This is a genomic window from Sulfurovum sp. TSL6, from assembly GCF_019972115.1.
Lineage (GTDB): Bacteria > Campylobacterota > Campylobacteria > Campylobacterales > Sulfurovaceae > Sulfurovum.
Window position 1 is genome coordinate 72,829 of sequence record NZ_BPFJ01000001.1, and the last position, 23,876, is coordinate 96,704.

A 23,876-nucleotide genomic window follows, 5' to 3' on the forward strand; every position below is an offset into this window, starting at 1 on the left:
AACGCATGTTCAAAAAATCATTGACGGTTCTTCTTGTAATCGTATTGTGTTTCTCTGTACTGCAGGCAAAAGAATCATCGAAGAAAAAAGCACTTAAGAAAGAAGTATACCAAGCTGTATGGGAAAAAACGTATGGTGGAGATGACGGAGATATTGCAAATGGTATCGTAGCACTTGAAAATGGTGAATATGCCTTGGTAGGTACATGTAAATCGTTTGGTGCACAAGGTACGGATATGTGTGTAGTACGAATGAATGGCAAGGGTGAGATACTATGGCATATATTACTTGGCGGGAAGAAAAAAGACGTCGGTAAAGCCATAATCCGTGCAGCAGATGGCAGCCTTATCATACTTGGTACTTCCAAGTCTTTTGCAAAACACTATGATAGAGATATTTATGTCGCAAAAGTATCTTTGGAAGGCAAGCTGGTCTGGGAGAAAAGTCTTGGCGGTAAACGTGATGAATTTGCCGGAGATATAGCAAGAACAGATGATGAAGGTTTCCTGGTTGTAGGTGACAGTAACTCCTTTGGTAATGGATATAAAGATGTCTATATCGTCAAACTTGATCAAAATGGAAAAGAGATCACATCTTATGTCATAGGTGGCGAAAAAGAAGACAGTGCCCAAGCCCTTACACGTACATCTGACGGTGCTATGATGCTTGTGGGATACCGTGAGCTTGAACGTTCTGGAAATACAGACTTTTTTGTGATGAAACTGGACCAAAACGGAAAGAAAATTTGGGCTAAAACCTATGGAGAAGAACAGGCAGACCGTTTAAATGGTGTGACAGCTACAGCAGATGGCGGTATTGTGGCAACAGGTTCAACACGTTCTTATAAAAGTGCACAAACGGATATGTCAGTCATGAGATTAGACAATGATGGCAATATTGTATGGCATAAAATTTATGGATTTAAATATTATGAATACGGCAATGCAGTGACTGGTACAGGTGACGGATCAGTGATGGTTGCTGGAGGTACAAGTACTTTAGGAAAGGGCGATCACAGTGCCTATATGCTCGCGCTTGATCAATCGGGTAAGCTTCTCTGGTCACATGTCTATGGGGACAGAAATAAAGATAGAATGAATGCAATTGCACGCATGGATGATGGAAGTATAGTTGCAGCCGGTGGAAGTGACAGTTATAGTAGAGCAAGTAAATTTTATCTGTTAAAACTAGAAAAACAATAAAAAATTGTAAATTTTTAAAATTTTTTTAGAATTTAAGTTATTTCTCTTAGGTAAGTGTGCTATAATTCTTTCATACGGTTATACTGTATTGAAAAAGCCAAGTTCATCGCGAGGTGGGTACGGAAAGTTATGGGTCTCACGTAGATCGCCAGACTACCAATAGAGATATAAACTCATCTATCTTTTAGAAAGTTTCATTCTTCTATTACCTGAGTATTTTAGTGTTTGTTTGTCTCTATAATTTTATTAGTTGACATTCTTTTCCCTAAAAAACATTCTTCTCCTATAATTGTAGGACAAATAGATACTAGATACTTGAGTTTACTTCATACCTATATTCCCCCTAATTTCTTATAACCCTTAGCTTATTTAGCTATAATTCTTATTAATATAAACAGTAGGATAATATAGATGCAATTCATTGAGACACGGGGAAATGACGGACAGAAACCTTCATCTGTACCATTTTCAGAAGCGATACTCAGCCCAAGTGCTAGTTTTGGTGGGTTATATGTACCCAAAGAACTCCCAACTTTAGATAAAGAATTTTTAGAGGGACATCTCTCTAGCCATTATAAAACATTGGCATTAGATTTTTTAGAACAGTTTGGTATAGATATTGAAACAGAAGTACTGGTAGAAGCGTTAAAAAGATATGATGCTTTTGATGATCCTTCAAATCCGGTACCACTTTCTCAAATAGAAGATGACTGCTTTGTCTCTGAACTCTATCATGGACCAACAAGAGCCTTTAAAGATATGGCATTACAACCTTTTGGGTACGTGTTAAGTAAACTGGCACAAAAAAGAGGTGAAAACTATCTTATTATGGCGGCAACGAGCGGAGATACCGGTCCTGCTACACTAGAAACATTTAAAAACCAAGAGGGTGTTAAAGTAGCTTGTCTTTATCCTGATGGGGGCACATCGGATGTTCAAAGACTTCAAATGGTCACTGAAGATGCTTCGAACCTTAAAGTGATCGGTGTGAAAGGTAACTTTGACGATACGCAGAATACACTCAAAGATCTGCTTGCCTCTGAAGATTTTAAAGCAGAATTGGAAGAGAGAAATATCAAGCTTTCCGCAGCGAATTCTGTAAACTTTGGACGTATTATCTTTCAAGTTATTTACCATATTCACTCATACCTGGAGTTGGTACGCAAAGAGAAGATCCAAATGGGTGAAAAGATCTATTTGGTTGTCCCAAGTGGTAACTTTGGTAATGCTTTAGGTGCCTATTATGCAAAGAAGGCAGGACTTCCTATAGAAAAGATCCTTATCTCATCAAATATCAATAATATTTTGACAGATTGGATCACGAATGGTGCATATGATCTTACGACACGTTCACTCATACAGACAGAATCACCTGCAATGGATATTTTGAAAAGTTCAAATGTTGAACGTATCATGTTTGATAAATTTGGTCCAGAACGTACCAAAGAGCTTATGGAAGCATTGGCTAAAGACGGTAAGTATCAATTGACTGCAGATGAACTTGCATTGCTGCGTGAAGATTTTGATGCTTCTTTCTCAGATGATGAAGAGTGTGAAACTGTGGTAGGCGAATATGCAAAAAAAGGGTACATTATGGACCCGCATACAGCAACATGTATGAGAGCGTATAAAACGTTAAGAGAAAAAGATCTCAAAACCGTGGTTTATTCGACTGCGGAATGGACTAAATTCAGTCCGTCTGTTTCAAAATCATTGGGTCATGAAGTCAAAGATGATGTAGAAGCATTAAAATGGGTGAGTGAAAATGCAGGGGTCACTGTACCGCCTATGATACATGGTTTATTTGAAAAACCTATTGTTCATTCTGTTGTTGTTCCAAAAGAATCCATTAAAGGAGAGATGTTAAACTTTTTATAGTTTAACATAACGTAATGTCCAGAAAACATTTTGTCTATTTAATATTATCTTCTTCTTTATGTCTAGAGGCAGCCACTGCAAGATCAATGGTTGATTGCAGGGTTGTCACTGGCAGTATTACTGAGTGCAATCTTTACGGGGCAAAATTTCTTAAATCAAAAGAGATTGTGCATGAATTGGATAGACAAAAATTGATCAGAGAAAAAACGTTACCTATCCCTGAAAAAAAGCGTTTTGTCAAAGTAGTTTCCGTAGAGGATATGATAGAACGACATGTAAAAGTTCAAGAGTCTGTACGTTTTAAAGGAAGTGAAAAAGCACCTATAAAGCCTACAAAAACAAAAGAACCTGTCACGCAAGTCATACTTGATGACAAAATAGAAGAGATAGAGGTTTGTGAAGTTCCCCCGCGTATCGAAAGAGAACTTTTAGAAACAATAGTACCTGAGAGACCTCAAATTGTTTACGGTGATTACAGCGTTGTAAGCGGCGATGCGCTTATTAAGATCGCAAAGAAATTTGGGTTAAAAGCAAAAGAGATCGCCACGATCAATGGTATTACACTTCAATCTCCTTTACGTATCGGACAGAAATTAAAGCTCCCTTTTGAACAAAAGATGATTGATGCAGTCTCTTCTGGTAAATATATTATCGAGAAGGGAGATTCGCTTATTTCCATTGCCAAAAAGTTTAAACTGTATCCTAGAGAATTGGCAGAGTTCAACGGAATTAAAAATTATGCGCTCATACGTATAGGTAAAATCATAAAACTGCCACTCCCTCATATCCTGGCACAGATAAAAACCAAGAAAAAACTGCGTGTAACCGCAACTGCGTATACGTCACATAAAGGACAAACTGACAGTACACCTTTCTTGGCAGCATGGAATAACCGTCTGCGTCCAGGCATGAAGATCATTGCGGTCTCCAGAGATATGTTAAGTAGGTATGGGATGCGAAATGGGACAAAAGTACGTATTTCTGGTTTACCTGGGTATTATACTGTACGGGATAAAATGAATAAACGCTATAAAAGACGTATAGATATTTATATGGGAATAGACATAAGAAGAGCGCTGCGTTGGGGAAGACGCAGTGTGGTGGTATACTGGAATTAAAGAGACTCGAAAATCTCCAAAACTTCCAGATATCGGTCACTTTTTTCTTCATACAAGCTTTCAAGTTTTGACAATTCATCACTCAGTGCAGTGAGACCTTTTTCCTGATAGCATTCCGGATCTTGCAAACATGCATTGAGTGTATCTATCTGCTGTTCCAGGGCTTCGATCTCATCAGGTAATGTATCATAATCCCTTTGCTCTTTATAACTCAGTTTTGTCTGTTTTTTGTCACTGACCGGCGTCTCTTTTTTCACAGATGTTTTGACCTCTTGTTCCAGAGTATCAAGCGCTTTCATCTCTTTTTCTATCTCCAGGTACTCAGTATAGGTCTGATAAGACTCTTCAACGACACCATTGCCTTTAAAGATAAAGAGCTTGGAAGCTATCTTGTCTATGAAGTAACGGTCATGTGAGACAAAGAGTATGGCTCCAGGAAAGTTGATGAGTTTTTCTTCTAAGATATTAATGGTTTGGATGTCCAGGTCATTGGTAGGTTCATCCAAGATAAGACAGTCTACTTTTTTAGCCAAGAGTAATGCCAGTGCCACACGGTTCTTCTCTCCGCCTGAAAGCATACCTACTTTTTTAGCCAGGAATTCTTTAGGGAAAAGAAAAGATTTCAGGTAACCGTAGACGTGAAGATTGACCCCTTGTACTTCTATGTGGTCTCCCCCGTCAGGACAAAAAGTTTCAATAAGTGTTTTTTCGTTGTCAAGCATCTCTCTATGCTGGTCAAAATAACCGATAGAAAAGTCTCCCTGTTTGATGAGTCCGCTTTGGGGTTTGATGCGTCCAAGCATCAGTTTTAAAAGCGTAGATTTCCCCGCACCATTGATACCTACAATGGCTATTTTGTCTTTTTGAAGGATACGTGTACTAAAGTTTTCTATGAGCTTTTTCCCCGGAACCGAGTAAGAGATATTTTCAAGTTCAAAAAGCATCTTTTTACGCGACACACCTTCATCCCGGTTAAAGTGTTTTTTCTCACGTTCAAGTTCGACCATCATCTTCCGAATGAGCGTAGGGTTTTTCTTGGCTTCATCACGAAGTTCATAGACGCGTTTTTTACGTCCCTGATTACGTTTTTCTCTGGCTTTGACCCCTTTACTTAACCAGGCTTCTTCTTGTTTGAGAAGTCTCAGAAGGTTTTCATGACCTTTTTTTAGGGCATGCATACGCGCTTCTTTTTGTTCAAGGTAGCTCATGTAGCCCCCGGTATAACTTACAAGATCCTGATTATCCACTTCTACAACACGTGTGGCAATGGTGTCGATGAAATGTCTGTCGTGTGAGATAAACAGCAAGGTAAAATTTCCTTTAAGAAGCATCTCTTCTAAGAACTCAACCATATAGACATCAAGGTGGTTGGTCGGTTCATCAAGAAGCAGCACATCGGGTTTTTTAAGTATGAGAGATGCCAGGGCTACACGGCGTTGTTCCCCTCCTGAAAGAGAGACTACAGGACGGTCTTCATAGGCTTTAAGCTGAAACTCCTGCATCACACGTTCTATCTTGTCATCAAGGTTCCAGGCATTGTGATGGTCCAGAAAAGAGGAAACTTTTTCGAGTTTTGTGAGCAGCTCTTCATTTTCAAACTCTTCAGCCACTTTGAGACTCAGTGTATCATACGCCTCTTTGGCTTCTTTGAGTTCAGTCAGTTCATTGAATATCGCGTCTCTGACTGAAAGACCCGGATCAAAGTGAGGCTGTTGTGCAAGCATCTCTATCTGTACCGAACTGTTCACCACTCTTTTCCCGTCTGTAGGTTCCTCTTCTCCCATGATGATCTTCATCAGTGTAGATTTCCCGCAGCCGTTTTGACCCACAATAGTGACACGTTCACCTTCATTCAGGTGAAAATCAACCCCATTGAGAAGTAATTTGATGTCATATTGTTTTTTGATGTCAAAGAGGTCGATGAGTGCCAAAATGCTTCCTTGTAATATAATGGTGCAATTATAGCAAATAGAGTGGTCTTTAAGGCTTGATTTGGTATATTTCTCCATTATATACCAAGGAAATCTATGCTAGAAACCATTACCATCTTTTATTCTATTTATACCTTTATGAAACTCTATATCTCTATGATGCAGATAGGGTATATCAATGAAGAAAAAAGAAAAACACCTGTACTGATGTCAGCTGACAAATACCTGACAGCAGGAAACTATGCCGTGGCCAACGGAAAACTTTCACTTGTGACTACTTTTGTGGATTATTTGGTATTTATCTGGTGGGTCTTTGCAGGTTTTGCCTGGCTTTCATCACTGGTTCAGGTAGAAGGAAACATCATGCAGGCTGTTGTGTTCCTGTTTGGTTTTATTATCGTCAATTACGTGATAGGACTTCCTTTTGAACTCTATCAAAAGTTTAAGATAGATGAAGAGTTCGGATTTAACAAGATGACTGCAAAAATGTATGTGATAGATATGCTAAAAACGAGCCTGTTATTTTTCATTTTGGGTGGTGCGATCTTTGCGCTTTTATCTTGGATCATACAGAGCTATGAAGCATGGTGGATCTGGGGATTTGCAGCCATGTTCACTGTAGCGGTGATGGCAAATCTGTTGGCTCCCACCTTTATGGCGTTGTTTAACAAGTTTTCTCCACTCGAGGAGGGGGAACTTAAAGAAAAGATCACCGCAATGATGAACCAGGCCGGACTTAAAAGTGACGGTATCTTTGTGATGGATGCCAGTAAACGTGACAGTCGTTTGAATGCATTTTTCGGTGGATTGGGTAAGAGTAAACGTGTGGTTCTCTTTGATACACTTTTAGAAAAACTCAATACCAAAGAACTCCTTGCCGTACTGGGACATGAATTGGGTCATTTCTCACATGGTGATATTTGGAAAAACATAGGGTTAATGGGAGTACTTCTTTTTATCGCATTTTATCTCTTTGGACATTTACCGGATGCACTGTTCACACAGATGGGTGTGGTTCCTGAAGCAGGAGTGCAGATCGCTATGCTGATGTTGTTGTTACCGCTTGTGAGTTTTGTTTTTACACCATTTATGTCGTATGTAAGCCGTCATAACGAGTATGCAGCCGATGAATACGGTTCGCAAATGGGTGGTAAAGAAAATCTGGTATCCGCACTGATGAAACTTGTGACAGAAAACAAAGCATTTCCAAAATCACATCCATTGGTGATCTTCTTTTACTATACGCATCCGCCAGTGCTTGAAAGACTCAAAGAGTTGGGCTTTGATGCATCCAATACTATCGTAGGTGAAGAGACATCATTGCCTAAAGATGGTATTTTCGCACATATGGACAGAAATGACGATTAAAGAGGGGCTCATTTGGGCCAGAGAAGCACTCAAAGAGGCGTGTGAACGTCCTGCTTTGGAGGCAGAATTACTCTTGGCCTATCATCTTGGACAAGACCGTACCTATTTACTGATACATGAGAGAGACAGTTTTCCCGATGTGGATACATTTCAAAAACTTATTCAAAGAAGGGCTGCCCATGAACCTTACGAATATATCGTGGGATCAGCCAGTTTCTATGACATTCATCTGGAAGTGGAAGAGGGGGTACTGATACCCCGCCCTGAGACGGAGATACTTATAGATCTGGTCGCAGAGATCATAGAAAAAGAAAAGATCACCCGTATCGCTGAAATAGGGGTAGGCTCGGGTGCGATCTCCATTGTGTTAGCCCGTAAATTTCCACAGCTTCATATTATCGCAACAGATATTTGTGATACTCCGCTAAAAGTAGCAAAGAAAAACATTGAAACATTCGGTGTGGGTAAACAGATAGAACTTCGCAAGTCTCATCTTATAGATGAGGTACCTGAAGATCTGGAATTAGTGGTTTCCAATCCTCCTTACATCGCAGAAGATTTTTTACTTGAATCCAATGTCATTGATTATGAACCCAAAGAAGCACTTTTTGGCGGAAGAGTAGGAGATGAGTTGCTTAAACAGATCATTTTGGATGTGAAGGAGAAAGGGGTGAAATACCTTGCTTGTGAGATGGGATATGATCAAAAGGGACCCATACAAGAGTTTGTTAATGAAATCGGTGTAGAATACATAAAATTTTATATGGATCTGGCACAGTTTGACCGGGGATTTGTGATTAAATTTAAAGAAAGTGAGTAAGCATGAACAGATATTTTAGAATGGTAACCATGACATACCTTATATTTTTGAGTGCAGCGCTTGGAGCAGGGCTCTTTGCCGGTATCGTAGTCGCACCTGTCACTTTTCACACAGAACAATGGCTAGGCAGTGAAGTGCTCACGCAGTTTCAAGAGGGCCAGATCATGACAGAGAACTTTTTGAGGCTCTCTTATCTGCTCAATGTACTACTTGTGTCTGTGGTACTGTATGAAGGGTATAAGTTTAAAAAGTTTGAGAGAGACACTCTGACACAAGTGGCCACATTTTTTGTATTGGCAACAGGGCTGCTTTTTTCCCAGTACTATATCCCGGATATTGTTGCGATGCAGGAACAAGGGGTGGAGGCAACTAAATCAGTAGCTTTTATCAATACGCATAAAGGAAGTGAGATCAATTTCAAGATCTTTTCTTTGGCTCTGCTTGTACTGATCATACAGAATATGCGAAAGGCATGTAAGTAGCGAGTATGAGCGAAATTTTATCCCACCCTTTCCAACCTATCGTATTTAAAGATACCCAAACAATGATCCTGGGTTCTTTCCCCAGTATACAGTCTTTTGAAAAGAATTTTTACTATGCACATCCACGCAATCAATTCTGGAAGATCCTTGAAAGTGTGACATCCTATCCTGCGAACACACGCGATCAAAGACTCTGGTTGCTGAAAGAGTGTAAATTAGGGCTTTGGGATATGATCAAAGGGTGTAGTCGGGAGAACTCTCTTGACAGTTCTTTGGAAAATGAAGAGGTCAATGACCTGGCTGCATTTTTAGAAGAGCATCCGAATATTACTAAATTGGCCTTTACAGGGAAAAAGGCTGAAGCACTTTTTAAAACACATTTTTCACACCTCAGTATAGAAACAGTCTACCTTCCTTCACCCTCTGCAGCCTACGCAAAAATGAGCTTTGAGAAGAAAGTAGACGAGTATAAAAAACAGTTGGGGTACAGTTAATGGCAGTTTGGGCTATAGGTGATCTACAAGGGTGCTATCATTCGTTTAGAGCATTACTGGAAAAGATAGAGTTCGATGTCACCCAGGACAAGCTTTGGATCGCAGGAGATTTGGTCAACAGAGGAGAAGGTTCACTGGAAACACTGGAATATCTTTACAGCATGAAAGAAAATGTTGAGATCGTTCTGGGTAATCATGATATTAGCCTCATAGCGGCGTATTATGGGATCAAAAAATCAAATCCGACCATTGACCCTATACTTGAGTCGCCTGAAGCCCAAAAGCTCATAGATTGGCTTAGAGGGCAAAAGTTCTTACATGTGGACTATCAACTGGGGTATTGTATGGCCCATGCCGGTATCTCCCCAGAGTTTGATCTGGGTATGGCGATGATGTATGCAAAAAGTGTGGAAGAGAAACTGCAAAGTGATCATGCTGCTGCCTGGTTGGAGCAAATGTTAAAACAGGGAAGTAACCGTTTTAACAGGGATGCGAGTCTTATAGACATCGACCGTTACATCGTCAGTGCCTTCACACGCATGCGCTTTTGCTATGGTGACCATAGACTTGATTTTGACCAAAAAGGCCCCCCTACAGATGAGCTGAGAGAACAAGAGTTAAAACCCTGGTTCGAATGTGATTATCGTAAAGATATTCATCTGCGTATTATTATGGGACACTGGTCAGCTTTGGGATTTTATCAAGATGAGCATGTATTGGCTCTTGATACAGGATGTGTCTGGGGTGGCAAACTCACGGCTGCACGCATAGACAGTGATGAAGTGGAGATCGTCTCTGTAGAGTGCAGCAAAGAAGATGAAGATGAAGAACAAAGAGAAGAATCTACTTTACCAGATACATCACAAATGTAAATATATGGATGTTTTCATCATAAAACCTCTTATATAGCAAACTTCTTGTATCTTTGAGTGAGTATAGAGGGTTTAGCGAGGTGTTTTGAAGCTAAAATATAAGGGGTGACTACACTATCTTTTACTTTTTAGCTATAATCCGAGAATAATCGATTTAAAGAAATATTTTAAGAATAGGAAGAAAAATGTTCCCAGGATCAAAGATAAGAAAAGGCTTCTCAATGAAAGTCAGTGGAATCCATCTTAATCGTCCAGACTTGCATAATATAGCGGCAGAATTAGGTATTGGCACTAGAGATGTACTTGCAAAAGATGGAATACTGACCATTTACAACACCTCTAAAGCATGCCAAGAAATTATAGATGATAATGCTTTGGTCTCATTTATTTCAATGGCACTAGAGATCCCTGCTGAAGATATCAGTGAGTTAAACGAAGTGGTAGAAGAACCTGTAAAAATAGAGTTTGATCCAAGTGATTTTGAAGATGAGGATGATGACTAGTTACTCATATCACATTTAAAATAAAAGGAAGTCACCCCTTTATTTTAGCGATTATTTTACTCATTCTCTTCTTGAGCTATCTCTGCACGTATTTGATCCATATCAAGTCCCTTAACATGATCTATGAGTTTGTCAAAGGCTTCTTCAGGTAGAGAACCTGCTTGATTAAGCAGGATGATACCATCTCTGACTACCATAATTGTTGGGATAGATTGGACACTATATTGTGCTGATATAGCTCGTTGTTCTTCTGTGTTGACCTTAGCAAAAACGACATCAGGGTACTTTTCTGATACTTTTTCAAAAATGGGAGCAAACTGTATACAAGGGCCACACCATGATGCCCAAAAATCGATGATGACTATTTCGTTGTTATCAAGTGTTTCGTTAAAGTCTTTTGTTGTTAAATCTATACATGCCATAGTGGGTCCTTTATATTTGAATGGAGTATAACATAGCGATTGTTTTTGCCCACTTAATAGTGTCACTTAGATCATGTATGTTTATCTTCTTCTTTCTCATATGATATCTACGAGGAACAGATAAGTTTGATATTCTTGGACTTCATGGGTGTTGGTATGCATAAATATTCTAATGCATGGTGTTCATCAAAGAGAGCTAAAGCTACCGTTCGAAGTTCATTTACTATGCTAAAGTCGTGCTCCTCAGCTTCACTAAGCATCTTTTTTCTAAACGTACTGCTAAGTTAATCTTTAACAATATGTCCCACAAATTTGGACATATTATCTAAGATCTTTCCACCTTTTCTAAAGCCAAGTCCAGAAGCTTCATAAGCATAAAATACACCTGCCTGATAGGATTGACCTTCTGTATCTTTTGGCAGCTCTGTATAGGCTTGATAGACCATTTTATGACTGTCGTAGTCACCTGCCACACTTTCTATATCATTGAATACTTCATCCAAAATACTCACACTGCCACCTTCTCTACCAAAAACAGGTTTTTTTACTTGTTTTTTCCCTTCCAATGGTTCAAAAGAACTCTCAAGTAGAAGAGGGTGATTAGGATAGAGATCCCATAGTATCTTGAGTAAACCTTTACTCTGAAAAAGCAGGGTATAAGCCGGGTTGAAAATGATGGCCTTTTGATTTTTGATGATATTGGTAAGCAGCATCGCCAGGTCTGACTCTTCGAGTGCGATGTCTTCCCATGGAATGAGTTTAAACCACAGTTCATAGTTCTTGTTTTCATAAAAGATGCCCTCATCCGGGGAGAATTCTATGTCGTCTATGTAGGCAAACTCTGTATTGTATCCTGCTTCTGTTGCTATGTGCTGGAGGAGCCTTACTGTATTTTCTTCTTCAGAGTTTCCTCTGACAGAGGTAAAGAGAAAGTTCCATCCGTCATAACGTTCCTCAAATGTAGAAACATCTTCTTCCAGTGTTACCAAACGCTTGAAATTGTCTACCAGTGATTCATAGAGTGCATTAAACTGACGCTCTTCTTCAAGACCATCTTTTTTGAGCATGGCCCACTGAATAATGGCTGTTTCGAACAGTGCAGTGGGAGTATCTGCATTGAATTCTAAAAGTTTGATGGGTTTTCCATCTACGCCACCGGCTAGATCAAAACGTCCGTATAGATGCCAGTGTACATCATTTTCCCATGACTCTTTGATCACTTCTACGAGATTAAAAGGTATGCCTATCTCATGAAAGAGGTTATTTTCTATGACATGTTCTGCTGCTTCCACAACCATGTCATAAAGCGTATTGGTCGCTTCATAATACGCCTCAGCTTCCTCTTCAGAGATGACAACCAGTGTATCTGAGATATAACTTGTTTCATCACGGTCTGTATGCCATACAAAACCGAGCGATTCTAAATAGTCTGTATCTAATGGTGTGGTTTTTTGCAAATGTAACATCATTTATCCACCAAAGAAACCGCCGGTACGGCTTGAAGCGCTTTTATTTCCAAAAAAACCACTTCTTTTAGCGCTTCTTTTTTTAGCTGCATCAAAACTTTTTTGACTTCTTGTATAGGTTGAAGGAGATTTGTATCCTGCTTTTCTGTTGTTTTGGTAGTTCTGGTTACCAAAAAGCTTAGATCCTATCCAAGAACCAATGACTGCACCAGCCATACTCGATAGCAGTATTTCTCCCAGACCCATACCGCCTTGTTGCGACATTTGAGGATTTTGTTCTTTGGTAAGGGTAGAAGTCCCATTGTCAATCTTGGCTGCCTCTTGTGCCACCAGCGCATCCATCTCAGGCTTTGTCAATACGCGTTCTGTTCCATCGAGTTGTTTCAGTACGATACGTGTTTCCTCTGCAGGAAATTCATCTTTAATCTGGTATCTGCCCGGGGCAGTCTCCTCTATAATGACAAATGCATTTTGCGCTTTAGCTTCTTCCTGCTGTTGCTGGTTATTGCTAAAGCAACCTGTTACACCGGTAGCTAAAAGCGTACCAAGACCAGTTGCCGTTGCCATGGTTGAAAGTTTTTTTAAATGTTTCATAGCATTCCCGTAATAATGATTTGGAGAATCATAGCAAAATATAATTAATAGAAAGGAGGAAAAAATGTAGGGAAAGGTAAAACAGAGAAGGAAGAGTTTCTCTGCTTTAGATCATAAAAAGGAATAGGTGTATTTAGTCCATTTGCTTTCTAAGGAAAGTAGGTACATCTAAGATATCTTCATTGTCACCATTGTATCCACCTACAACCATCTTACTTCTTACAGTATTGATGTCACAAGTGTTAGAATTTAAAAGTGTTTTTTGTTTTGTGACTGTTGGTTCAGCAACAGCATTTTTATCTTCAAATCCGGTAGCAACGATAGTGATCTTCACTTCATCTACTTCCATATTCTCATTGGTTGTTGTACCAAAGATCACAGATGCATCTTCATCTGCACTCTCTTCAACAATACTCATCGCTTCACCGATCTCCATGATTGGATAATCAGGGTGGATGTCAAAGTGTACAAGTACACCCATAGCACCATCGATGGAGATATTGTCAAGCAGTGGAGACTCAATAGCCGCTTTTGCTGCATCATAAGCTGCATTGGTTCCTGTACTATATCCTGCACCCATAAGAGCAAGACCTCTATGACTCATCACCGTTTTCACATCGGCAAAGTCAAGGTTGATATCATTTTCCCCATGAGAAAGAATGACTTTGGAGATACCGCCTACGGCTTGCGCAAGAATATCGTCTACCATTCTAAAGCTCTCTTTGATACCAAGGTTTTTCTCAACGATAGAAAGAAGTTTTTCATTAGGTACAACAATGATCGAATCACTCTCTCTTTTGAGTTCTTCTAAACCTTCTTTTGCAAGCTTTGTTCTTTTTCTACCTTCAAATTTAAAAGGACTTGTTACGATGGAAACAGTCAGTGCACCTACTTCTTTTGCAGCCTGTGCAATGATCGGCGCTGCACCTGTACCTGTTCCCCCACCAAGACCCGCAGAGATAAAGACAATATCTGAACCCTCAAGCATCTTTTTGATATCTTCAAAGCTTTCAAGTGCAGCTTCTCTACCCTTGTCAGGAAGCATACCTGCACCCAATCCTCTTGTGGCATTGATACCTAATTGCATTTTGTATGGTGCTAAAGAACTGTCCAGTGCTTGTGCATCCGTATTGGCAACGATCAGATCAATAGTGTTAATTCCTTCACTGATCATGTGATTGATCATGTTACCACCGCCGCCACCGACGCCGATAGCTTTGATCTTCGCTCCATTTGTGTGACACTTTGTTTCGACGATGTCTATTTCAAACTCTTCCATGTTTTCCCCCTTTATTTGATGTGTTTAAAAATACTTTTAAAAAAGCTGCCTTGCCCAACTGGCCAGTTTTTTAAATGGATTTTTATTTTCATGACCTAGGTCCGATAGATCATCAAATGATATATCAGCCCCTTCCTGATCTTCTTGTTTGTGTTCTTTGTGTTCTTTGTTTTCTTTCTGACTTCTCGTTGCCTGTACCTCTTCGGTATTATTTGCTGTATGACCTATCCTGATGTCCTTGAGGTTATCTTCGAACATAGCTTTTGAATGTAATAACTCTTGTTGGAAATTGATCTCATATTGTGTATGACCACCTGCTTTATAGAGCAGCAGACCCACTACCGTTGAAAATGCCGGGTCTTTGAGTTCATCAAAAAGACCATTGACATTATCTGGGTAACCTACTCTTACAGGCATACCAGTGAAGATGGCTTGTGCCAATTCTCTCATACCTTTAAGTTTTGTCATACCTCCAGTCAAGATAATACCGGCACCTATTTGCTCTTTTAATGCGGATTTCTCCAATGACTTTGACAAGATCATGAGTGCTTCTTCTACACGTGAGAAAATAACAGAATGAACCACTTCTAAAGAGACACCATTACGACTCTCTTCATCACCAATGATAGGGAGTTCTATAATTTCATTTGAACTCTCAATAAGACTCCCATGACGCACTTTTACATTTTCAGCTATTTGCAAAGGTGTATGCAGTGCCATGGAGAGGTCATTGGTGATGTGGTTTGAACCTACTCCTAAGAAATCATTGTATCTGATGGAGTTACCCGTGTGGATGACAAGATTACTTGTTTGGCCACCCAGGTCAATGACTGCAACACCAAGTTCTTTTTCATCTTCATCCATCGTAGCAATAGCAGAAGCATAACCGCTTAAGACAATACCATCTATCTCAACACCTGCTGAACGTACTGCTTTTTTAAGATTAGAAAGATTTGATTTTTGTGTCATGATGATATTGACATCTACTTCCATACGACTTGCATTCATACCGAACGGATCTTCAATGAAGTCTTGATCGTCTACTCTAAAGTTGTAAGGCAATACATGGATAATATCATATTCAGTGGGTACGTTTGCATTGTAAAGTGCTGTTTGCATCACACGATTGATCTCTTTAATGGAGATGTCTTTATGTGGGATGTTGACAATACCCGTAGAGTTAAGACTCTTGGCATAGGCATTTGAAATAGAAACCGTTGCAGAAGAAATGTTACTCCCTGCTATACGTTTTGCATCGCTAATGGCTTTTTTGATAGATTTAGAAGCAAGTTCTATGTTGGTGATCGCACCTTTCTTAACCCCTTGGGATTTAGAGATGCCATGTCCTTGAATGGTGACTTCAGAGTCTTCGATTTCAGCGATGATAGCGCATATCTTAGTGGAACCGATATCAATAGCTAAAACTGTGTCACTCAATTTGTCAGCCCTCCCATATAGACTTCTGTAGGATATTGTTTATCTAACATCTTAATCAGGTTCGATTCAAATGTACTTTGCTTAAGTTTACTTGCAGTCTGTTTAACAAAATCTGTCTGATTTGCATCCATCGGAAGCAGTTTTTGTTCTAAGATATTATAAACTATAACCTTGTCGAATACGCTTATGATACCTTTTTCTTTTGATGATGTAAAGAGTTTTTGTAAAAATTGTAAACTTTCTTGGGTATTTAATGGATTTAGGTTGACATTTTCTTCTAATTTGACAAAATCTGAGATGATCGCATCGTTCTGATCAAAGTTTTTAAGTGTTGACTCTGCCAAGGTTAAAAGCGCCTCTTTTTTAGCCTGCTTTTCATAAAGTACTGTCACTTCTTCTTTGGCCTCTTCATAGGTTTTTACCCTTGGTAATACAATGTTCTCTATTTTTACCGTTACATAGGCATCTGCAACGACTTTTGGCTTAAGTATATCTCCCACGGATTTTTCTTTCAAGGCACTCCATACTTCTTCTGTAAGCTTGGTATCACCCATTGGAAGGGTGATCTTCTCACTGTTGTCCAGGGTCCCTTTTTTAAATGCGATATAGGCTTTTTGTGCTGTTTTTTTTGTTTTCTTTATTTTAAGATCTTTGGTTACCAATACTTTGGCTTCTTCGAAAGGGAGTTGTTTCCCTGTTCCATCTGTATAGTTGAAGCTGTTTGCCTCATAGTGTGCTCTTATTTCATCCTCAGTGACAGCTGTATTTTGACTTTGTGTCCATACGACAGAGAGGTCATACATTTGCGGTGTCAAAAAGTTCTCTTTTTGCATCTCCCAGTAGGCTTTGACTTTTGTTTCATCAATAACGAAGTTAAGGTCAGCGTTTGTCAATACTTTGTATGCCAACTTGTCACTTACATTCATCGCTGCAGAAATAGCTTCTTCCTCAAGTGGCAAAGTACCCACGGCAAGTAATGAAAATGTTTTTTCCAGGATAAGTTCTTCTCTGAGCGTCTCTTCGAAGGCATTGGCTCTAAGTCTTTGACTTTTAAGGTAACCGTCATAGATCTCTTTAACGAAAACACCATCTTTTTGGAAGGCTCTGATCTCTTGTAATTTCTGTGCTACTTCAGCATCTGAAACAATGATACCCAGGTCTTTTGCAAAGTTCAGGATCTTGGCCTGTGTTGCCAGTCTGGCGAATGCCTGTTTGATCAGTCCCATCTCTTGGGCTTTTTTATCATCAAGTTGACCTTGCATTGCTTGATTGTATTGGTTGTATATATTGCTGTAAACCATGTTGAGTTTTGTTTGTTTGATCTCAATGTCACCTACTTTTGCAACATTCCCGGCTTTGGAACCAAAATTGTAACTTCCCCAACCTACAAAACCTGCACCAATAAATGCGATTGTTGCTACCCAGATTGTCCATACCAGGTATTTATTGTGTTTTTGCATCCAACTAATCATACTTCATCTACCTTCAATCGAAAAATTTGTAATATTCTATCTAAAATAAGCTTATCGCTAATGAATTGAAAGTGTGAAAAGAGTATCTCTAATCAAAATAGTAAAATGATGCTAAAGAAGTTTACTTTTTAAAGAAACTACGGTTTTCTTTTTTTAAACGGTGATAGTGTTTTTCAGCTCTTTTGATGCCAAATTCCATGGCCTCTTTGTACAATTGTTCAGCCTTTTTTTTGTCTTTGCCTGTACCTATGGCATGTTCATAAAATTGTGCTAGATCACAGAGTGCTTCAGGATAGTCTTCAAGGGCTAAATTATGCATCTGTGTAAATGCTTCAGGTATGTCTTTAGTGAGTAAAACACCCTTGAAAAGTTCTCTGCCCAACATAAACTGTGCAAATTTTGATTCTGTTGCAGCGCAGACAAGCAGTAGTTGTGCTGCTTCAGTCTCTTTGTTCTCTTCACTTAACTTGTTGATATAAGTGAGCGTTTCTTCTATCTCTTCTTCGGTATACCCATCCTGAGAGATCTTTCTTAAGAGGTTTTCTACGGAATCAAACTTTTCATAGGTGCTTTCTCTAGGTGGATATTGTTTTTTCATAGTGTTAAGTTTTTGGTCAATGTAAGGAATGGCTTTGTAGTGGTATGAACGTGTTTCTTCTTCTGTCTGAATAACAGGCTTTAGCTCTTTGAGGAGTTCATCTTTAGAAGGCATCTCTTTTTCTATGAAGGTCTCAGTCTCTGTTGTAAATATTTCTCCAGTTGGAGTCTCTTTTGTTATTGGCGCTTCTTTGCTCTCTTCAGCATCAAAAAAAGTATCTCTAGCTATAGGGTGGGTATGGGTACTTGGTTGGCTTGTTTCTTTTGGAGATTCAAAGAAAGTATCTTTTGAAGTATGTGCAACATCCAATTCAATGTTGTCAGTCAGTACATGATCAACGTCAATATTGAGAAGTGCATCAAAATCACTATGATCGACTTTTTTTGTTTCGACTTTTGTTTGAACTGGAAGTTCATCAAGAAGAAAATCATTAATATCGATCTCTTGAGGTTTTTCATTGGCGTTTGATGTGACAAAAAGATCGAACTCATCTATAATGGCTTGCTCTTCTGCGGCCATTGCAGCTTGTGCTTTTTGTGATGTTCTTTGAAGGATGTTGTCTGTAGGTGTTTCAATATATTGGTTAATAAGCCCTTGTGCCTTTGCATAGTTCTCAGCCTGAATTGCTGTAACGATCTCTTGAATTTTCAGATCTGTTTTAAGCAGTGCCAACTTTAAAACCTGAAGCTGGATGGTCTCCACATCCGTGATGGAAATAGCATGGTTAATGATACTTAATCTTTTCTGCGTCTGATTCATATCAGGTGTCCTATGTTTGATTGTATTTGGAGGAGTATAACAAAAGTATGCTTTACAGAAGTGTTGACACTTGAAGAGTCGCTATGGGTATGGACTGTCTATGAAGTGTGAAGATAACTACTTTATAAACAGCAAGAAGAAGGAACCATGGTTTACAGATTGGCTGATAAAGCCAATAATCTGCAAGAGTTTTCTAAAATAGAGATCTTTTTTGCCATTTCTGTGATGTCCCTGTCATAAGAGATAAGACCAAAACCTTTGATAAGAAGAAGATGTGTGTCATGCTTTTGGAAAAACTGTGGGATCTCATAGGGTGCACGTTCCATCCAATCATCTATGTTTTTGGGATCATATACGATGATCTCACCCAGGACTTTTTGTCCAAAGTAGTCTTGCGGAGAGACTTTACCATGTTTGAGTGAGTATGCTGTTGCATAAGGAGGCATAGTATAACAGACATATTTGGCATTGGGGATGGTTTCATAGATATGTTCATGTATGTGCACATCTGCATTTGCCATACTCCAGCGATAGTCTCTCTTTTGACAATCAAGTTTTACCAGTGATTCTTCAGTAAATTCATCTAAGATCGTATCTTTAGAGTTGATGATAAATCCACTGCTGCTTACTCTTGCTGAGATGGAGCCATGATAGACACCAAAGAAGTTTTTGTTAAACAGAGAGAGTGAAACATGTTTAATGTCTTCGATGAGATGCTTATCTACCATTTTAAGTAACCTTTAGTTAGGAATATTTCGGTATTATATCATTAAAATATTTCAAACTATGATGCAATGAAGGAAACACATGGAAACACCTCACATACCTGTACTTTTAAATGAAGTGTTGGAAAGTTTTAAAGGTGTGGGTGAAGGTTATTTTGTTGATTGTACGCTTGGTTATGCGGGGCATAGTTCTGAAATACTGGCCAAATATAAAAATTTGAAACATATAGGAATTGACAGGGATGATGAGGCTTTGGCTTTTTCTAAAAAACGTCTAAAACCTTATGAGGAACGCAGTACACTTTACAAGGGTACATTTGCAACTGTGTTCCCTACATTGAAAGAAAGCCCGATCGTAGCAGTGTTGGCAGATTTTGGTGTCTCCTCTTTGCAACTGGATAAACAGGACAGGGGCTTTTCTTTTACTTCTGAAACATTGGATATGCGGATGGATGCATCTTCAGCACTCTCAGCGTATGAAGTAGTGAATGAATACCCTAAAGAAAAACTGGAATATATCTTTGATGTGTATGGTGAAGTACGTTCCTTTAAAAGATTGGCATCTGCTGTGGTTGAAGCAAGAGCACAAGCGCCTATCAACTCTGCTAAAGAGTTAAGCGAGATCGCAAAAACCGTTATCCCTGCAGGAGGAAAGATACACCCTGCAACTCTGATGTTTCAGGCTATCCGTATAGAAGTAAATAATGAACTGGGTGAAATAGAAGGATTACTGGATGCTTTGGAACAAAAGCATGTGAAGGGGGAAGTGGTTTCTCTCATCTCTTTTCATTCTCTAGAAGACCGTCTGGTCAAGAACCGTTTTAAAAAATGGGCACAAAATTGTATTTGTGATCCCCAGGCAATGCGCTGTACCTGTGGTAAAAATCATGCTTTAGGTAAAGCATTTTCTTCCAAGCCTGTGACAGCAAGCAAAGAGGAACTGAAGGTAAATCCACGAAGCAGATCTGCAAAACTGAGAAGTTTCAGGTTTAAAAAAGACAGTGTTGATGGCAAGTAAAAAGAAACAGCTGAAGCCTAACGGTATAACTTTTGGTATGGCAATGGTCATATTAATGTCTGTAGCCATTGTTTTGATCTTGACAACCATTAAGATCTACTTGAGCAATCAGATCTATTATGAGAGTAAAGTGGTGAACAAAATGAAACGTGAAGTTTCAGTACTGAAGGCGGAAAAAGTGATGCTTGAACAAAGTGTTGAGGCCTTGAAGTTTAAGAATAGAGTTACAGATACCATCTTTGTCATAAAGGAAAATTGACGATGGGAATACAACAATATGATACGTAGTTTTATTCGTTTTGCAGTAGATAAGCCTATTATCAATCATATTTTGATGGTTTTCATGTTGCTGCTCGCTGTTTTTGCCTATCAGAACATTGCCAAGGAGATATTCCCTCCTTCCACACTTGATCAGATATCGGTACAGGGTGGATACGTCGGTACCAGTGCTGATGTGTTGGACAAAATGGTTGTCACAAGTATAGAGGATGAACTTAAAAGTCTTTCTGAGATCGATACCCTTTACACCAGTATACAAAATGGAAGTTTTAGTATTAATGCAGATATTAAACCGGGCAGTGATACTCAGTTGGTCCTTTCTGATGTGAAAGATATTATCTCAAAAACAAGACGTGATCTTCCTGCTGATATGGATGAACCTGTTGCACGTATCGTGGTACATGAATATCCGCTTTTACTGGTAGCAGTTTCAGGTAATGTAGAGAAAAAAGCACTGATCGACGCGGCAGATGCGCTTAAAAGTAAACTAGCACTCATCCATGACCTTAGCAGTATAGAGATACGTGGAGACACAGATGAAGAAGTGATCATCACCTTAGACCAAAAAAAGCTGGATGCATATGGTCTGGATAAATCTGCAGTGTATCAGGCTATCTCCAGTATATCGAGTATTTTTCCTGCTGGAACACTTGATGGTCAGGGTGATCATCTTTATATCTCTACGATCAACGGTGAGAAAAGTGCAAAAGCGTTAGGGCAAACGCTATTGAGCGTAGGCGGAAAAAGTTTTCGCTTGGAGGATGTGGCTGAAGTGTATTATGGGTTGGGTGATCCTACACAGATATCGCACTATAACGGTAAACAGAATATCTCTTTAAATATCAATAAAAGTAAAGAGGGTAATGCCATTGCCTTGAGTAAAGAGATACGTAAAATACTTGCCGAATTTAATGAAAACTATGGGAATGTTAGATTTGAAGCCTATACGGATACTTCTATCTGGATCAAGAATCGTTTGAATCTTGTCTCTTCCAATATTTTGTTCGGACTGATTCTGGTCTTTATGGCCCTCTTTTTATCTGTGAATATGCGGATCGCATGGGTGGTGGGTATCGGGATACCGGCCAGTTTTTTCATTACGCTGATCGTGATGGACATGATAGGCTACAGTTTGAATATGCTGACGCTGCTTGGGGCACTCATCGCCCTTGGTATGCTTGTGGATGAAGCCATTGTTGTAGCGGAAAATATCTATAGGCATATGGAGATGGGAAAGACGCCAAGAGATGCGGCTATTGAAGGTGCTATTGAAATGTTTCCTGCAGTACTTACGGCAACACTGACCACGGTATTTGCATTTTTGCCACTCTTGATCATGAGCGGTAAAATGGGGATGTTCATGCAGGTTCTTCCTGTGATGATATCTGTACTGCTTGTCTCTTCTTTGTTTGAAGCATTTTACTTTTTGCCTTTACATGCAAAAGAGTTTTATACTATGGGAACTTTTAAAAAAGAAAAATATGATGAAAATTTTTGGAAAGGATGGATAGCATGGTATCAAAAATTTCTAGGAAAACTTTTAGATCATAAGAAACGGTCTCTTTTAATCATATTGACACTGATCATTTTGGGAACTTTAGGAATGGCAAAAATTACCAAGTTTCAGCTTTTCCCTGAGTTCGATGCACAGCAGGTCTATCTGAATGGAAAAGTAAACATCAACAATGACCTGCAAGATACTGAAGTCTATGTCACACAGATAGAGGAAGCACTGCTGGAGATACTGGATAAAAAAGAGATGGATTCAGTCACTTCGGTCATAGGGTTTAAGTTTAATAAAGACCAAAGTTTTGAGCTAGGAGAAAACCTTTTCCAGATCTTTATCAATCTACATGAAAAAGCTCCGGAAAACTTTTTTGACAAGTATATCAATCCCGTATTTTCATTGGAATATGACGGCAGTGATATGATCAGAGACAGACTCTCTCAGGAGATCGCTAAAGAGATACAAGAACGCATTGTTGAAAAATTCAAAAAAATAGAACTCAATGAGGAAAAACTCTATGAAGAGTTTAATGTCTATGTACAACAGGCAGGTATTGTCAGTAATGATATAGAGATCGGATTTGAACATCCAGATAGAGACAAAATGTTGGCTTCAATGAAAAGAGTAGAAGAGAAGCTTGACAGTATCAATGGAGTCGAAGACATAGCAGACAATGCCAATGAGGGAGAGCGTGAACTCAAGCTGCGTGTCAATGAATACGGGCAACAGTTGGGCTTTAGTGAAGGATATGTTACCTCTGTACTGAAGGGTGCTTTTCTCAAGGCTGAGTATGCAAAAATGTTCAATAAAGAAGGCTTGGTCAGAGTGAAGATAGAAGATGTCTATAAAGAGGATGCGTCAGCTATAGGAAACTTTCAACTGACTACCCCGGATGGACAGAAAGTGGTGAGACTTTCAGATATCTGCGATTTCACCTATCAAAAAAGCTTTGTCAAAATCTTTAAAGAGGACGGTGAAAAGGTACGTTCACTGTATGCAAGGGTGGAAAAGAAGGTCATTACTCCCGTTGAGGTCATGCAACAGTTAAAACCTCTTTTGGATGACATAGAAAATGAAGGGGTCAAGATCATTATTAAAGGTGAAGAGAAAGAGAATGAAAAGTTGAAAAAAGAGCTTGGTCAGGCATTGATGATAGCCATATTCCTGATCTTTATCACTTTGGTTTGGATGTTTAACTCTTTGGTCTTACCATTGATCATACTGACAACGATACCACTTTCTCTTTTTGGTGCTTTGGTCGGAACTAAACTCATGGGTGTAAATATGACGATGCCTGGTATGATGGGAGTCATTGGACTTGCCGGTGTAGTGGTCAATGACGGACTTATTATGCTTGATTTTATCAAAGGAAGTAAAAATTATGAAGGGATCCAACAAAAAGCAGGGATGAGACTCCGTCCTATTTTGCTTACGTCTGTGACCACAGTATTGGGATTGTCGTCTTTGATCTTCTTCGCTTCCGGGCAGGCACTGATACTTCAACCTATGGCTATTTCACTAGGTTTTGGTATCGCTTGGGCAACTGTGTTGAATCTCTACTACGTCCCTTTGATGTATGCAGTGATATACAGAGTCAAGAATACAGCGTAAAAAGATTAACATTATTTGGCTATAATTATTGACTTTTATAA

At 39.2% G+C, this 23,876-nt stretch carries 21 protein-coding genes and 1 riboswitch; of the genes, 12 read left to right on the top strand and 9 right to left on the bottom strand.

Going from position 1 to position 23,876, the window contains the following annotated elements:
* Positions 1–5 precede the first annotated feature (5 nt).
* The 3 genes from LDM93_RS00335 to LDM93_RS00345 all read left to right on the top strand — a co-directional run bounded on the left by LDM93_RS00335 (position 6) and on the right by LDM93_RS00345 (position 4,198).
* Positions 6–1,202: a hypothetical protein gene (locus LDM93_RS00335; protein ID WP_223889879.1), complete on the top strand. Its 1,197-nt coding sequence runs from the start codon at positions 6–8 to the stop codon at positions 1,200–1,202.
* Positions 1,203–1,288: 86 nt separating this feature from the next.
* A riboswitch (cyclic di-GMP riboswitch) is annotated at positions 1,289–1,363 on the top strand.
* A gap of 250 nt (positions 1,364–1,613) precedes the next feature.
* Positions 1,614–3,080, top strand: a complete 1,467-nt coding sequence (thrC, locus tag LDM93_RS00340) for a threonine synthase (RefSeq protein WP_223889880.1) — start codon at positions 1,614–1,616, stop codon at positions 3,078–3,080.
* Between the two features lie 14 nt (positions 3,081–3,094).
* A complete protein-coding gene (locus LDM93_RS00345; protein WP_223889881.1) occupies positions 3,095–4,198 on the top strand; it encodes a LysM peptidoglycan-binding domain-containing protein in 1,104 nt (367 codons plus the stop codon).
* Here LDM93_RS00345 and abc-f read toward each other — a convergent pair.
* Positions 4,195–6,129 carry a ribosomal protection-like ABC-F family protein gene (gene abc-f, locus LDM93_RS00350; RefSeq protein ID WP_223889882.1) on the bottom strand — a complete coding sequence of 645 codons (1,935 nt, stop codon included), beginning with the start codon at positions 6,127–6,129 and terminating at the stop codon, positions 4,195–4,197. The two genes, LDM93_RS00345 and abc-f, sit on opposite strands and share 4 nt — an antisense overlap.
* Before the next feature lie 96 nt (positions 6,130–6,225).
* Between abc-f and LDM93_RS00355 the strand changes: the two genes are divergently transcribed.
* The 6 genes from LDM93_RS00355 (at position 6,226) to LDM93_RS00380 (ending at position 10,668) form a co-directional block, all read left to right on the top strand.
* Positions 6,226–7,497: a M48 family metallopeptidase gene (locus LDM93_RS00355; protein WP_223889883.1), complete on the top strand. Its 1,272-nt coding sequence runs from the start codon at positions 6,226–6,228 to the stop codon at positions 7,495–7,497.
* On the top strand, positions 7,487–8,317 hold the full coding sequence (gene prmC, locus LDM93_RS00360) for a peptide chain release factor N(5)-glutamine methyltransferase (protein WP_223889884.1): 831 nt from the start codon (positions 7,487–7,489) through the stop codon (positions 8,315–8,317). The genes LDM93_RS00355 and prmC overlap by 11 nt, the downstream gene beginning before the upstream one ends.
* A 29-nt stretch (positions 8,318–8,346) precedes the next feature.
* The gene (locus tag LDM93_RS00365; protein WP_223889886.1) at positions 8,347–8,799 is read left to right on the top strand and encodes a DUF4149 domain-containing protein; all 453 of its coding nucleotides are present in this window, start codon (positions 8,347–8,349) and stop codon (positions 8,797–8,799) included.
* Positions 8,800–8,804: 5 nt separating this feature from the next.
* Positions 8,805–9,293 carry a DNA-deoxyinosine glycosylase gene (locus tag LDM93_RS00370; RefSeq protein WP_223889888.1) on the top strand — a complete coding sequence of 163 codons (489 nt, stop codon included), beginning with the start codon at positions 8,805–8,807 and terminating at the stop codon, positions 9,291–9,293.
* Complete coding sequence (locus LDM93_RS00375; RefSeq protein WP_223889890.1) at positions 9,293–10,165, top strand: symmetrical bis(5'-nucleosyl)-tetraphosphatase; 873 nt, start codon at positions 9,293–9,295, stop codon at positions 10,163–10,165. Before LDM93_RS00370 ends, LDM93_RS00375 begins: the two co-directional genes overlap by 1 nt.
* Positions 10,166–10,386: 221 nt before the next feature.
* On the top strand, positions 10,387–10,668 hold the full coding sequence (locus LDM93_RS00380; protein WP_223889892.1) for a hypothetical protein: 282 nt from the start codon (positions 10,387–10,389) through the stop codon (positions 10,666–10,668).
* Between the two features lie 56 nt (positions 10,669–10,724).
* On the opposite strand, the gene trxA is transcribed toward LDM93_RS00380, so the two are convergent.
* The 8 genes from trxA to LDM93_RS00420 form a co-directional block, all read right to left on the bottom strand.
* Positions 10,725–11,090, bottom strand: coding sequence for a thioredoxin (trxA, locus tag LDM93_RS00385; protein ID WP_223889893.1), 366 nt, complete (start codon positions 11,088–11,090; stop codon positions 10,725–10,727).
* Between the two features lie 284 nt (positions 11,091–11,374).
* Entirely contained in the window at positions 11,375–12,556 is a 1,182-nt protein-coding gene (locus LDM93_RS00390; protein WP_223889894.1) for a glutathionylspermidine synthase family protein, read from the bottom strand.
* A 3-nt stretch (positions 12,557–12,559) separates the two neighbouring features.
* Complete coding sequence (locus tag LDM93_RS00395) at positions 12,560–13,150, bottom strand: UPF0323 family lipoprotein (protein ID WP_223889895.1); 591 nt, start codon at positions 13,148–13,150, stop codon at positions 12,560–12,562.
* 133 nt (positions 13,151–13,283) lie between these two features.
* Complete coding sequence (ftsZ, locus tag LDM93_RS00400; RefSeq protein ID WP_223889896.1) at positions 13,284–14,429, bottom strand: cell division protein FtsZ; 1,146 nt, start codon at positions 14,427–14,429, stop codon at positions 13,284–13,286.
* A gap of 36 nt (positions 14,430–14,465) precedes the next feature.
* Positions 14,466–15,866: a cell division protein FtsA gene (ftsA, locus tag LDM93_RS00405; protein ID WP_223889897.1), complete on the bottom strand. Its 1,401-nt coding sequence runs from the start codon at positions 15,864–15,866 to the stop codon at positions 14,466–14,468.
* Positions 15,863–17,326: a peptidylprolyl isomerase gene (locus LDM93_RS00410; RefSeq protein WP_238480469.1), complete on the bottom strand. Its 1,464-nt coding sequence runs from the start codon at positions 17,324–17,326 to the stop codon at positions 15,863–15,865. The genes ftsA and LDM93_RS00410 overlap by 4 nt, the downstream gene beginning before the upstream one ends.
* Before the next feature lie 133 nt (positions 17,327–17,459).
* Complete coding sequence (locus LDM93_RS00415; RefSeq protein ID WP_223889899.1) at positions 17,460–18,695, bottom strand: tetratricopeptide repeat protein; 1,236 nt, start codon at positions 18,693–18,695, stop codon at positions 17,460–17,462.
* Positions 18,696–18,847: 152 nt separating this feature from the next.
* The gene (locus tag LDM93_RS00420) at positions 18,848–19,423 is read right to left on the bottom strand and encodes a class II aldolase and adducin N-terminal domain-containing protein (protein WP_223889900.1); all 576 of its coding nucleotides are present in this window, start codon (positions 19,421–19,423) and stop codon (positions 18,848–18,850) included.
* A gap of 79 nt (positions 19,424–19,502) precedes the next feature.
* Here LDM93_RS00420 and rsmH point away from each other — a divergent pair, with 79 nt between their 5' ends.
* The 3 genes from rsmH to LDM93_RS00435 are packed head-to-tail and all read left to right on the top strand — an operon-like array spanning position 19,503 to position 23,835.
* The gene (gene rsmH / locus LDM93_RS00425; RefSeq protein WP_223889902.1) at positions 19,503–20,438 is read left to right on the top strand and encodes a 16S rRNA (cytosine(1402)-N(4))-methyltransferase RsmH; all 936 of its coding nucleotides are present in this window, start codon (positions 19,503–19,505) and stop codon (positions 20,436–20,438) included.
* Complete coding sequence (locus LDM93_RS00430) at positions 20,428–20,697, top strand: hypothetical protein (protein WP_223889904.1); 270 nt, start codon at positions 20,428–20,430, stop codon at positions 20,695–20,697. Before rsmH ends, LDM93_RS00430 begins: the two co-directional genes overlap by 11 nt.
* An 18-nt stretch (positions 20,698–20,715) precedes the next feature.
* On the top strand, positions 20,716–23,835 hold the full coding sequence (locus tag LDM93_RS00435; RefSeq protein WP_223889906.1) for an efflux RND transporter permease subunit: 3,120 nt from the start codon (positions 20,716–20,718) through the stop codon (positions 23,833–23,835).
* Positions 23,836–23,876: the final 41 nt, after the last annotated feature.

Bases quoted from the DNA above. Each gene is read 5' to 3' on its own strand.
- LDM93_RS00335 (WP_223889879.1), top strand. From the start codon at position 6: ATGTTCAAAAAATCATTGACGGTTCTTCTTGTAATCGTATTGTGTTTC.
- thrC (WP_223889880.1), top strand. From the start codon at position 1,614: ATGCAATTCATTGAGACACGGGGAAATGACGGACAGAAACCTTCATCT.
- LDM93_RS00345 (WP_223889881.1), top strand. From the start codon at position 3,095: ATGTCCAGAAAACATTTTGTCTATTTAATATTATCTTCTTCTTTATGT.
- LDM93_RS00355 (WP_223889883.1), top strand. From the start codon at position 6,226: ATGCTAGAAACCATTACCATCTTTTATTCTATTTATACCTTTATGAAA.
- prmC (WP_223889884.1), top strand. From the start codon at position 7,487: ATGACGATTAAAGAGGGGCTCATTTGGGCCAGAGAAGCACTCAAAGAG.
- LDM93_RS00365 (WP_223889886.1), top strand. From the start codon at position 8,347: ATGACATACCTTATATTTTTGAGTGCAGCGCTTGGAGCAGGGCTCTTT.
- LDM93_RS00370 (WP_223889888.1), top strand. From the start codon at position 8,805: ATGAGCGAAATTTTATCCCACCCTTTCCAACCTATCGTATTTAAAGAT.
- LDM93_RS00375 (WP_223889890.1), top strand. From the start codon at position 9,293: ATGGCAGTTTGGGCTATAGGTGATCTACAAGGGTGCTATCATTCGTTT.
- LDM93_RS00380 (WP_223889892.1), top strand. From the start codon at position 10,387: ATGAAAGTCAGTGGAATCCATCTTAATCGTCCAGACTTGCATAATATA.
- trxA (WP_223889893.1), bottom strand. From the start codon at position 11,090: ATGGCATGTATAGATTTAACAACAAAAGACTTTAACGAAACACTTGAT.
- LDM93_RS00390 (WP_223889894.1), bottom strand. From the start codon at position 12,556: ATGTTACATTTGCAAAAAACCACACCATTAGATACAGACTATTTAGAA.
- LDM93_RS00395 (WP_223889895.1), bottom strand. From the start codon at position 13,150: ATGAAACATTTAAAAAAACTTTCAACCATGGCAACGGCAACTGGTCTT.
- ftsZ (WP_223889896.1), bottom strand. From the start codon at position 14,429: ATGGAAGAGTTTGAAATAGACATCGTCGAAACAAAGTGTCACACAAAT.
- LDM93_RS00410 (WP_238480469.1), bottom strand. From the start codon at position 17,326: ATGCAAAAACACAATAAATACCTGGTATGGACAATCTGGGTAGCAACA.
- LDM93_RS00415 (WP_223889899.1), bottom strand. From the start codon at position 18,695: ATGAATCAGACGCAGAAAAGATTAAGTATCATTAACCATGCTATTTCC.
- LDM93_RS00420 (WP_223889900.1), bottom strand. From the start codon at position 19,423: ATGGTAGATAAGCATCTCATCGAAGACATTAAACATGTTTCACTCTCT.
- rsmH (WP_223889902.1), top strand. From the start codon at position 19,503: ATGGAAACACCTCACATACCTGTACTTTTAAATGAAGTGTTGGAAAGT.
- LDM93_RS00430 (WP_223889904.1), top strand. From the start codon at position 20,428: ATGGCAAGTAAAAAGAAACAGCTGAAGCCTAACGGTATAACTTTTGGT.
- LDM93_RS00435 (WP_223889906.1), top strand. From the start codon at position 20,716: ATGATACGTAGTTTTATTCGTTTTGCAGTAGATAAGCCTATTATCAAT.